Below are 11,721 nucleotides of genomic sequence, written 5' to 3' on the forward strand. Positions count from 1 at the left end.
TCGAGCAGGCCGCGCAGCGGACGTATCGAGATCCGCCTCGACCGACACTCGGAACACGTGGGTCTCGATACGCCCCTCCGGGGCTACTCGACCAGCAAAGCGCCCCACTGCTGACCGAGTAGGCCGCGCAGCGGACTGCTCGACCAGCGAGGGGAGGGCGGCTTCGGGTGTGTCAGCTGACGCGGATGAGGGTGCGCTGCCAGCCGGACGAGCCGTCGGGGGCGATGGGGGCGCGCTCCTCGATCTGGAGCTCGCCGTTCGCGTCCGTCGCGCGGACGGCGACGTAGTGCGAGCCGGACTCGGCCTGCCAGTCGACGTACCACTGCACCCAGGTGTCGGTGTTGACCGGGGTCGAGAGCGTCGCGGGCTGCCAGTCGCCGTTGTCGATGCTGACCTCGACCTTGTCGATGCCGACGGTCTGGGCCCACGCCATACCCGCGATCTTGGTCGGTCCGGCGGGGATCGCCGCGTCGATCCGGGGGGTGTCGATGCGCGCCGACATCTTGATCGGCGCCTCGGCGGAGTAGCCGCGCGGCGTCCAGTAGGCCTCGTCCGCGGCGAAGGTGGTCACCTTGAGCTCGGTCAGCCATTTGGTCGCCGAGACGTAGCCGTAGAGGCCGGGCACGACCATCCGCACCGGGAAGCCGTGCTCCAGCGGCAGGGGCTCGCCGTTCATCGCGACCGCGAGGATCGCGTCGAGGCCGTCGTCGGTGAGGGCCTCGAGCGGGGTGCTCGCGGTGTAGCCGTCGACGCTGCGAGACAGCACCATGTCGGCGCCGGACTGCACGCCCGCGCGGGCGAGCACGTCGCGGATCGGGACTCCGAGCCACTTCGCGTTGCCGACCAGGTTGCCGCCGACCTCGTTCGAGACGCAGGTCAGGGTCACTCCGTACTCGTCCAGGCCCATGTCGAGCAGGTCCTGGAAGCTCATCACGACCTCCTCGTCGACCATGCCGGTGATGGTCAGGGTCCAGGTCGAGGGGTCGATGCTGGGCACGGTCAGCGCGGTGTCGACGCGGTAGAAGTCGGCGTTGGGCGTGTAGAGCGGCGAGAGGCCGTCGATGTCGAGCTCGGCGCCGGCGGGAACCGTGAGGGTGGTGCGCGGGCTCGGCAGGCGCAGGGCCTCGCGGACGCCGGCGATGGTGGAGGTGGCGGCGCTGACGACGCGGGCTCCGGCGCCCACGACCACGGCGCCGACGGCGGCGATGAGCGAGACGCGGAGGAATCCGCGGCGCTCGAGGCCGGCGGAGTGCGCCGGGACCCGGCCCTGCGCCTCCGCGGCGCGGGCCGAGCGCCAGCGGCGCAGGCGCGAGGTGAGCAGGTGCAGCACGACGATCGCGACGACGAGGCCGAGGAGTGTCGGCACGGCCGAGAGCGGAGTCGCTCCGGCGCGGGTGACGATGGCGGCGATCGAGAGGACGCCGGCGAGCACGAGGATCAGCTGGCCGAGCGGCGGGCGGGTCAGCTGCAGCACTCCGGCGAGCGCCGAGGCGACGAGGACCGCCACACCGATCCCGGCGAGCAGGAAGACCTTGTCGTTCTCGCCGAAGGTCGTGATCGCGAACTCCTTGAGGGGCCGCGGCACGATGTCGACGACGAAGGAGCCGAGCGCGAGGACGGGGCTGGCCGTCCGGGCGACGGCGAGGGCGACCAGCTCGGCGACCGCGAGGAGGACACCGGCGGTGACGACTCCTGCGAGGGCGGCGAGAAGGAGGAATCGCCTCTGGCGCACGGGTCCCGCTGTCTCGTTCATAGGTGCAGTTTTCGCCCCTGACCTGCCCGTTCGCCGGGTACCCCTGGTTTGGTCCACCGGCCCGGATTCAGGTCACGGTTCGGTAACGCTTCGCGCCCGGCACTCACCGCGAGCTGCCACCTCACCGAGCCCCGGACGGGGAGCCGTGGACCGGACCGGCGTCTCGCGGAGGGCGGACGACGACGGCCGCCGGAGGAGCTCCCCCGACGGCCGCCGTCGCTCAGCGCGGTGCGCTCAGCAGGTGCGCGCGGTGTACGGCGCCGGTGTCGCCGTCGTCACGGGCGATCCGTTCACCGTGCCGGTCGCGGTGACCGTCGCAGTGCCCGCCGGGATCGAGGCGGCACGCGTCGTGAACGAGTGCGTCACCGTCTTCCCCGGAGCGACTCCCGTGAACGCCTTCGAGCCGAACGACGAGGCGATGGTGAGGCCCGTCGCGACCGTCGAGTCGTTGCGCGCCGTCACCGTCAGCACGACCTTGCCCGAGATGCAGCGCGACGAGGTGGTGACCGTGGTCTTCAGCGCCGCAGCGCTCTCCCTCACGATCGCCAGCCGGTACGTCGCCGTCGTCGTGTGGTCCTGAGCGGAGGAGGTGATCACGACGTTCGTGGTCCCCGTCGCCGCCAGGCCCACCGTGCGCAGCTCGGTGTCGTCGATCAGCACGCCGTCGACGCGGACCAGTCCGCTCGCGACGGCCGGGTCGAGGTCGAGCGAGACGCTCGTCGTCGAAGCCGGCACCGTGAGCGTGTAGTCGCGCACACCGGTCGCGAGCGCCGGAGCGAGGGTCCCGACGTCCGATGTCATCTTCGCGAGCTCAGCGCTCGTGCCGAACGAGGTCGACTCGGTCGTGTAGACGCCGAAGACGCCGCCGACGTTGCTGGTCGTGTTGATCCCCTGGAAGCGCACGGTCACGACCGGCACCTTCTGGCCCTTCGCGTCGAGCACGTAGTTCCCGGCGAGGTCGCGCTTGTAGCCGTCCCGCGCGGCGATCCCGTCGAGGATCGCCTTCGGGATCTCGTCGTACTGGATGTACCAGTTCGTCGATCCGGCCGCACCCGAGACCACCTCGGTCTTGAGCTTCACGCCGTTGAGGAGGACGTCGAAGGTGCGTCCCGCGTCGCCGCCGTAGTAGCGGACGCCGAGGTAGTTCTTCGGCAGCGTCGGGTCGACGATCATGTCGTACTGGAACCACGCCTCGGGCGAGCGCTCGCCGTCGCGGTAGCCCTCTCCCCGCCAGGTCCCGACGCTCGAGCGGTTGTACTCGTAGTTCTTGTCGGCCTCGCTGTTGTTGTTGTCGAACGAGGTGAGCGAGTCGATCGTCGTCTCCTCGGTGCGCAGCTGCTGCTTCTCCTTGAGGATCAGCGCCTGCGCCTCCGGGGAGTCGGGAGCGATCAGCGTGAGGTACGTCGCGTAGCGCGCGTCGTGGAGGCTGTAGTACGGCTCGAAGACGCGGGCTGCCGAGGCGGCGTCGACGTTCTTCATGCCGAACCGCATCGTCTCGAGGCCGTTGTTGTTCACCGCGTCCGGCAGGCGCACCAGGTTGTCCCGGATGCCGGCCTTCCACGCGTCCGCGTCGGCGACGACCACGTTCGAGTTGACCGTCTTGTCAGCGACGCCCATCTGCACGAGCACGCCCGCGGGGTAGGACGCCTCGACGTTGTTCCGGTTCAGCTCGGTCGCGAGCAGCACGGGGCCGTACTTGAAGGCCGCGAAGTTCGCGTTCTCGGTCTCGGCCGAGACGGTGACCTTCGCCGGGAGCTTCCAGGTGAGGGTGTCGCCGGCCGCGACGGGGACGACGACGTAGCCGCCCTCGGTGATCGAGGCGATGCTGCGCGGCGCCCCGTTCACCGTGAGGGTGGGCGCCCCGTCGACCCAGGCGGGGATGCGGAGGCGGACGGTCGCGCCCGAGGCGACAATGCCGTCGTCGAGACCGGCGACGGTGAAGGTCGCGGTGTCGGTGTCGGGGATGTCGGCCGTCTGCGTGAGCGTCAGGTTCGACGCCTGCGACGTCAGCACGGAGGAGCGGAACATGTTCACGTAGACCGTGTTCTCGCCCTCGAAGTAGATCGAGTCGCCGAGCTTCGTGAAGCTCTCGATGCCCGAGCCGTGGTCGCACCAGAACTCGTCCTGCTCCTTGCCGAAGACCTTGGCGTAGCCGGCGGTCTGGGGCTGGAAGTAGGTCACCATCCCCGTGTCCGGGTTCTGCGAGGCGAGGATGCCGTTGATGTACGCGTCTTCATAGAAGTCCGCGTACTTCACGTCCTTCGTCACCTGGAACAGCGCCCGGGACAGCTTGAGCATGTTGTAGATGTTGCAGCCCTCGGACGTCGAGTTCTCGCCGTACCCGGAGGTGCGACCGCTCGTCGCGTAGGCGTAGAGCGTGCCCGGAGCGTGGAAGTGCTCGGACTCGCTGTTGCCGCCGTTGGCGTAGGTGTGCGTCTCGTCGACCATGCGGAAGAAGTTCTCCGCCGCACGGCGGTACATGCCGAGGTCGGCCTTCTCGGCCTCGGTCAGCGTGGCGTACAGCGCCGGGTCGTCGGTGAACACCGTGTAGCGCTTGAGCGCGCCGATCAGCTTGGGGATCGTGGTGTTCGCGTGGAGTCCGTTGAGCACGTCCTCGTTGTTCGCGAGGCGCTCGAACAGGGCCCGCTCGTCGAAGTACTCGGCCGCGCGCTTGTGCTCGGACTTGCCGGTGATCTCGAACAGCTTGTAGAGCGCCTCGTTCATCCCGCCGTACTCGGTGCGCAGGAGCAGCGTCGGGTCGGCCTGGCGGCCGCCCCAGTTGCGGATCCAGGTACCGAAGCCGTCGGCGACGGTGAGCGCCTTGGCCGACACGTCCCGCGGCGCGTACTTCTGCGCGTCGAGGAGGCCCGCGAGCACCTTGTGCAGGTTGTAGAACGGCACGAGCAGTCCGTCGGCTCCCGAGGGGAGGTACGAGACGGGGAACGGCGAGACGTAGCCCGCGTTGGTCGGGTCCTTGAGCGCGTAGGCGTCCTGGACCCTCTTGAGGCCGTCGACCGATGCGGTCAGCTTGGCGAGCAGGGACGCCTTCGTGGTCGGGTCCTCGGCGGTCGAGTAGGCCTGCGAGAGCGCCGAGACGTAGTGGCCGAAGAAGTGGCCCTGGAAGCGGACGTTGCTGTCGCGCTCCCATCCGCCGTACCCGCCGGCCGTCGTGGGGGCGAGGCCCGCCTCGCGGTAGAAGGAGTAGAGGAAGCGCTCGGGGTCGAGGCTGAGCAGGTACTCGACGGTCTGCTTCTCGCCGTTCTCGAGGTACGGGTCCTCGACGTCGACGTCGGACAGACCGGCCTCGAGGAGGTAGATCGAGCTCTCGAGACCCTCGGGGAGGACCTGGACGGTGAAGGTCTTCGTCACCGGCACGCTGCCACCGTAGCTCGCCGATCCGGTGAGGGTCACGGAGGAGGGGGTGCTGCCGGTGGGAGGGGTGACGACCGCGTTGCCGCCGTCGATCGCGATCCGCGCCGGATCGGAGGAGGTCCACGAGAACGTCGAGCCCTTGGCTCCGGTGGTCGGCACCGGGAAATCGAGGACGGTGCTCGAGGGCAGCGCGACCGCGTCGAGGTCGCTCTTCGCGACCGCTGAAGCGTCGAAGGAGGGGTTCCCCGCCTTGGTGAGCGTCACGACGTCGGTCGTCGTGGCGACTCCGTTGTAGAGGACGTACTCGTCGAGCAGGCCGCGCAGGTGCGCGCCGTTGTACTGCGGTCCGTTGAAGCCGAGGGTCTTGGTCGACGTGCCCTCGGAGCCGAGGACGCCGCTGGCCGCGGCGGAGGGTGCGGTCTTGACGGCGCTGGGCTGCTTGACGCCGTTGCGGTAGAACGCGACCTGCTTGGTGGCCTTGTCGTAGGTGGCGACGACGTGCGTCCACGTGTTCGTCGGGAAGAAGGAGGCGCGCGGGGACTCGACGGCGACCTTGTAGGGCTGCCCGCTCGAGGGGCCGATCGAGAGCGCGAGCGGAGTGCCGTCGCCCTCGGAGGTGAGGTACCAGCCGTCGGAGTTGTAGGCCGTCTTGTTCCAGGTGAAGACCTGCTCCCCGGTCATCGCGACGCTCGGGTTGTACCAGAACGAGACGGTGAGGTCGGCGGGCTGGAGGGCGGCCGAGGTGCCGAGGCTCACGGCGTTGGAGCCGTCGAAGGCGAAGGCCTGCCCCGAGAGGCCGGGGGCGTAGCCCGCGGTGCCCTTCTGCACGCCCGTGGGGGTGCTGCGGCCGCTGGTGTCGGTCAGGCTGCCGTCGAAGGGCAGTTCGAGCACCTTCTTCGCGTCGAGCGAGGTGCTCGGTGCGGCGTTCGCGGGCGCTCCGACCGACAGGAGACCTGCCGTGAGCGCCATCACCGCCGCGACTGCGATCGGTGTCCGTCGTCTTGTCGTCATTCGTGGTGCCTCTCGTCGTTGAGATCGTCGTCCAAGGCCGCAGGGGGTGAGCCGGGGACGGGGTTGTGCCGAATGTTACCGTTAACAATTATTTTTCGGTGAGGTTTCGGTGGGCGGGCTGAGCGGGATCGAAGGCTCGACCGCGCGGGGGGATCTCGATACGCCCGCTGCGCGGGCTACTCGATCAGCAGCGGCCGCCCTGCTTGTCAAGCAGCCCCACAGGGGCGTATCGAGACCCGCCGGCCTCGCACTCAGGCCCCGCGCTTCTCCAGCGCCGCCAGGAGGTACGGCGCCGTGCGGCTGCCCTCCACTCGGGCGACGTCCTCGGGCGCGCCCGTCGCGACGATCGTCCCGCCGGCCCGCCCGGCGCCGGGTCCGAGGTCGATCACGTGATCGGCGTCGGCGACGATGCGCATGTCGTGCTCGACCACGATCACGGTGTTGCCCGCGTCGACGAGGCGCTGCAGGTGCTCCAGCAGCCGGTCGGCGTCGGCCGGGTGCAGTCCCGAGGTGGGCTCGTCGAGCAGGTAGAGGGTGTCGCCGCGCTGGGCGCGGCGCAGCTCCGAGGCGAGCTTCACCCGCTGGGCCTCGCCGCCCGAGAGCTCCGGCGCCGGCTGGCCCAGCGAGACGTAGCCGAGACCGACGTCGATCAGCGCGTCGAGGTGCCGGGCGACCTCGGTCTCCCCCGCGAACGCCTCCCGGGCCGCGGTGACGCTCAGCGCCAGCACGTCGGCGATGCTCCGCCCGTCGAGCGTCACCTCGAGCGTCTCGGGGTTGTAGCGCGTGCCGCCGCAGGTGGTGCACGGCGCCTGCACGGTGGGGAGGAACAGCAGCTCCACCTCCATCACGCCCTCGCCCTTGCAGACCGGGCAGCGGCCGCTGGGCAGGTTGAACGAGAAGCGGCTCGCGCCGAAGCGGCGGCGCTTCGCCTCCGGAGTCGCCGCGAACAGCGCGCGCACCCGGTCGAACAGCCCGGTGTAGGTCGCGACGTTGGAGCGGGAGGTGCGCCCGATCGGGGTCTGCCCGACCTGCACGACGCGTCGGAGCCGCTCCGCCGGCCCCGATGCCGCTCCCCGCGTCACCTCGGCCGCCCGGTCGAGCAGCGGGTCCTCGCCCGAGCGCTCCTCCACCTCGGCGGGCGGGTCGCCCGCGAGGTCGGCGCGCAGACTCTCGCGCAGCAGATCCGGCAGCGCCTGGTTCACCAGGGTCGACTTGCCGGAACCGGAGACGCCGGTCACGGCCGTCAGGGCGCCGACCGGGAACGAGACCGAGAGATCGCGCAGGTTGTTGCGCGTCACGCCGACGAGGTCGATCGACAGCGCGGACGACCGGCGCTCGCGCAGCGGGGGGACGGCTCCCGGGAACAGGTAGCGGCGGGTGAGGGAGTCGGACGCGTCGCGGAGCCCGTCGAGCGGACCGGAGTAGACGACGCAGCCGCCGCCGGTGCCCGCGGCGGGGCCGATGTCGACGATCCAGTCGGCCTCGCGGATCACGTCGAGCGAGTGCTCGACGAAGAAGACCGTGTTTCCGGTGGCGCGGAGCGTGCGGAGGATGCCGAGCAGCGCCTCCGTGTCGGCGGGGTGCAGGCCCGCGGAGGGCTCGTCGAGCACGAACACGACGCCGAACAGGCGCGACAGGACCTGAGTGGCCAGGCGCATCCGCTGCAGCTCACCCGAGGACAGGGTCGGCGTCGACCGGTCGAGCGAGAGGTAGCCGAGGCCGAGGTCGATGATCGGCGACATGCGGGCGAGGAGGTCGGCGACGAGACGCTGCGCCGCGAGCCGGGTCTCGGGCGCGAGGACGCGGGCGCCGGTCGGCGTCCAGTCGGGCTCGAGCACGCGCTGCAGGAGGACCTGCAGGTCCTCGAGCGGGAGGGCGGCGAGCTCGGTGATGTCGCGGTCCTCGAAGGTGACGGCGAGCGCCTCGGGCTTCAGCTTGCGCCCGTGGCAGGTGCCGCACGCGACGCTGACGAGGAACTCCGCCGCGCGCTCGCGCATCCGGGCGCTCTTGGAGCCGGCGAAGGTGTCGAGGACGTAGCGGCGCACCCCGAGGAACGTGCTCATGTACCGCGGCTCCACACCGGCGGCGACGGCGGCGCGCACTTCGGCCGGGCCGCGGTCGGTGAAGACGGGGACCTGCGGCGACTCGTCGGTGTGCAGGATCCAGTCGCGATCCTCCGGAGCGAGCTCACGCCACGGCACGTCGATGTCGTAGCCGAGCGAGATGAGGCTGTCGCGCAGCTGCTTGCCGTGCCAGGCGGTGGGCCAGGCGGCGAGGGCGCCGTCGCGGATGGTGAGGGAGTCGTCGGGCACCATCAGCTCGTCGGGCACGTCGTAGACCCGGCCGATGCCGTGGCAGGTGGGGCACGCGCCCTGGACGGTGTTCGCCGAGAAGTCCTCCGCGAGGAGCATCGGCGCCCCCTCCGGGTACGTGCCGACGCGCGAGAAGACCATGCGCACGACGCTCGAGAGCGTGGTCGCGCTGCCGAGGGTGGAGCGGGCCGATCCCCCGGTGCGGCGCTGCGGGAGGGCGACGGCGGGCGGGAGTCCGTCGATCGAGTCGACGTCGGGCACGCCGACCTGGTCGATCAGCCGCCGGGCGTAGGGCGCGACCGACTCGAAGTAGCGGCGCTGGGCCTCGGCGTAGAGGGTGCCGAACGCGAGCGAGCTCTTCCCCGATCCCGAGACGCCGGTGAAGGCGACGAGGGCGTCGCGCGGGAGGTCGACATCGACGCTCTGCAGGTTGTTCTCGCGGGCGCCGCGCACGCGCACCCGGTCGAGGGCGGAGGGGGGCGTCGTTCCGGGGGCGGGCATCCGCTCAGCATCCCACCCGGGGATGGGTGCCCGCAGAACGCCGCGGCGGGGTGCGGTGGATCTCGATACGGCCGCCTACTCGATCAGCAAGAGCTACTGCTGGTCGAGTAGCCGCGCAGCGGCGTATCGAGACCCGCATCCACCAGAAGCCCGGCAGACGGGGATCTCGATACGGCCGCGAGCGGCCTACTCGATCAGGCCGACGGCTCGAGGCCGGCCTGCAGCCGGAGTCCGTCGAGCAGCAGGTCGAGCCCGGAGCGGAACACGTCGAGGTCGTCGTGCGTGGCCATCTCGTCCGCGACCTGGTGCGCGAACGGGAACTCCTCCGGATCGAGCGCGCGCCAGCGGTCGGCGAACTGCGCCAGGAACTCCAGTCGGCCGAGTCCGCTCTCGAGGAACTCCTTGGGCGGCGGCTGCGCGAGGTCGATCGCGACACCCACGACGTAGCTCACGATCGACGACGCCGCGTGGAAGCGCTGCCGGGGCGTGAGGTCCAGCCGCATCAGCTGCTGGCCGATCCGCTCGTGCATCGCCATCGAATTGGGCTGCAGCCCGTTGTTGCGGAGCATGAACTGGCCGAACCACGGCCTGCGGACGAACTCGTCGAAGAGCGCGAGGGCCAGGGCGCGCAGGTTCGCCACGGGGTCGGGGCCGTGGGTGAGCGGCTCGCTGTCCTCGAGGACCCGGCCCATCACCTCCTCCGTCGCCAGGTCGAGCAGCTCGTCGCGGCTCGCCACGTACCAGTAGATGCTCGCGACTCCTCCGCCGAGCCGCGCCGCCAGCGCCCGGAAGGTCAGCGCCGGCTCCCCCGATTCGTCGAGGATCGCGATCGCCTCGGCGAGCACCGTGTCGAGCGAATGCGACGCCCGCTGGCGACCCCGCGCCCGGGCGGGGGCCGCACCGGTGCGCGCGGTCTTCTCGGATCGATCTGCAGGCATGTGTTGCATGTTATCGAACATGGTTCTATGTTGTCGAACGTCGTCCGATAGTCGTACGGCGTTCGAGAGAAAGGTCCGCCATGAGCACGCTCGCCGTCATTCCCACCAAGCCCCCCGCGTACACCTCGCTGCGCGCCGCAGCGCTCCCCCTGGCCGCGCTCTGCCTGGCCTTCTTCGTCGAGATGGTCGACAACACGCTGCTCTCCATCGCCCTGCCCACGATCGGCCGATCGCTCGACAGCGGCACCGCCGGACTGCAGTGGGTGACGGGCGCCTACTCCCTCACCTTCGGCGGCCTGCTGCTGATCGCCGGCTCGGCCGCCGACCGGTTCGGCCGCCGCCGGGTGCTGCTGAGCGGCCTCGCGGCCTTCGGCCTGATCAGCCTCGCCGTCGTCTTCGTCGCCGACATCGGTCAGCTCATCGCCCTGCGGGCGCTGCTCGGCGGTGCTGCGGCAGCCATGGCCCCGGTCACGATGTCGCTGATCTTCCGCCTCTTCGACGACGCGACGCTGCGCATGCGCTCGATCACGATCGTGATGATCGTCGGCATGTCCGGATTCGTCCTGGGCCCCATCCTGGGCGGCTCGGTCCTCAGCCACCTCAGCTGGCAGTGGCTCCTGATCGTCAACGCGCCGATCGCCCTCCTCGCCTGGATCGGCGTCCGCGTCGGCGTGCAGGCCGACCGGCGCGCGGACCTCACCTCCGAGCGGCTCGACCTCCCCGGGGCCGCCCTGACCGTCGCCGCCATCGGGCTCGGCTGCTACACCCTCACCAGCGGCGTGCAGGACGGCTGGCTCTCGCCCGCCACCCTCGCCTGCGCCCTCGGCACGGTCGCCGCGATCGTCGGCTTCGTCGTCCGGGAGCGGCGCGCGGCCTCGCCGATGATCGACCTCGCGCTCTTCCGGACCGGACCCGTCCGAGGCGCGGCGCTCACGCAGCTCGCGGCCTCGATCGCCTTCGCGAGCGTCCTGTTCGGCCTGATCCTGCACTTCCAGTACGCGTACGGCTGGAGCCCGATGCAGGCCGGCATCGCGAACCTGCCGATCATCGTCACGATGATCGCCGCGACGCCGATCGCCGAGCGGCTCGCCTCGAGCCTGGGCCACCGCCTCGCCTGCCTCGTCGGCACGACCCTGCTCGTCGGCTCGCTCCTCGGGATGGCCTGGGCGGTGGACCACGGCTACCTCGCGATCGCCGCCATGATGATCCTCCTGACGATCGGCCTGCGGACGATCATGACCATCTGCGCGGTCGCCCTCATCGAGGCGATGGACGAGAACCGCACCTCGATCGGCGCCGCCCTCAACGACACCTCCCAGGAGGTCGGCACCAGCATCGGCACGGCCGTCGTCGGCACCCTCATCGCCGCGCTGGTCACCAAGACGCTCCCGACGGGCGCCTGGAGCTCCGATCTCGTCCAGACCTTCTTCGCCGGCGAGCGGATCGCCTACGTCGCCGTCGCCGTCCTCGTCGGCCTGATCGCGACGATCGGCTCGCTCTCCCTCACCGACTCGCGGGTCACGGAGGAGCCCGCGCCGTCCGAGGCGGCCCGCGCCGCGGAGTGACCCCGGCGGGGCGGCACCGCGCCCCGATCCGCCGCCGCTCTGCGCCCTCCCCCGCTGGTCGAGTAGCCGCGCAGCGGCGTATCGAGATCCGCCCCCACCAGCAGCCAGGCGGACGTGGATCTCGATACGGCCGCGAGCGGCCTACTCGATCGGCGAGCGTAAGGGACCTGCTCGGCCAGCCGCCCCCTGCTGGTCGAGTAGCTGCACAGCGGCGTAGCGAGACCCGCCTCCACCAGAAGCACGGCAGACGGGAATCTCGATACGGCCGC

The 11,721-nt window shown here is 70.8% G+C and carries 5 protein-coding genes; 1 reads left to right on the forward strand and 4 read right to left on the reverse strand.

What is annotated here, in order from left to right:
* Positions 1-172 precede the first annotated feature (172 nt).
* The 4 genes from NB037_RS04325 to NB037_RS04340 form a co-directional block, all read right to left on the reverse strand.
* The gene (locus NB037_RS04325; RefSeq protein ID WP_251944056.1) at positions 173-1,753 is read right to left on the reverse strand and encodes a molybdopterin-dependent oxidoreductase; all 1,581 of its coding nucleotides are present in this window, start codon (positions 1,751-1,753) and stop codon (positions 173-175) included.
* A gap of 234 nt (positions 1,754-1,987) precedes the next feature.
* Positions 1,988-6,136: a beta-L-arabinofuranosidase domain-containing protein gene (locus tag NB037_RS04330; protein WP_251944058.1), complete on the reverse strand. Its 4,149-nt coding sequence runs from the start codon at positions 6,134-6,136 to the stop codon at positions 1,988-1,990.
* 251 nt (positions 6,137-6,387) lie between these two features.
* A complete protein-coding gene (locus tag NB037_RS04335; protein WP_251944059.1) occupies positions 6,388-8,949 on the reverse strand; it encodes an excinuclease ABC subunit UvrA in 2,562 nt (853 codons plus the stop codon).
* Between the two features lie 194 nt (positions 8,950-9,143).
* Positions 9,144-9,887 carry a TetR/AcrR family transcriptional regulator gene (locus tag NB037_RS04340; protein WP_251944061.1) on the reverse strand — a complete coding sequence of 248 codons (744 nt, stop codon included), beginning with the start codon at positions 9,885-9,887 and terminating at the stop codon, positions 9,144-9,146.
* 80 nt (positions 9,888-9,967) lie between these two features.
* Between NB037_RS04340 and NB037_RS04345 the strand changes: the two genes are divergently transcribed.
* Complete coding sequence (locus tag NB037_RS04345) at positions 9,968-11,452, forward strand: MFS transporter (RefSeq protein WP_251944064.1); 1,485 nt, start codon at positions 9,968-9,970, stop codon at positions 11,450-11,452.
* The last annotated feature ends 269 nt before the right edge of the window (positions 11,453-11,721 follow it).

The sequence above is a fragment of the Rathayibacter rubneri genome (assembly GCF_023743255.1).
Taxonomy (GTDB): Bacteria; Actinomycetota; Actinomycetes; order Actinomycetales; family Microbacteriaceae; genus Rathayibacter; species Rathayibacter rubneri.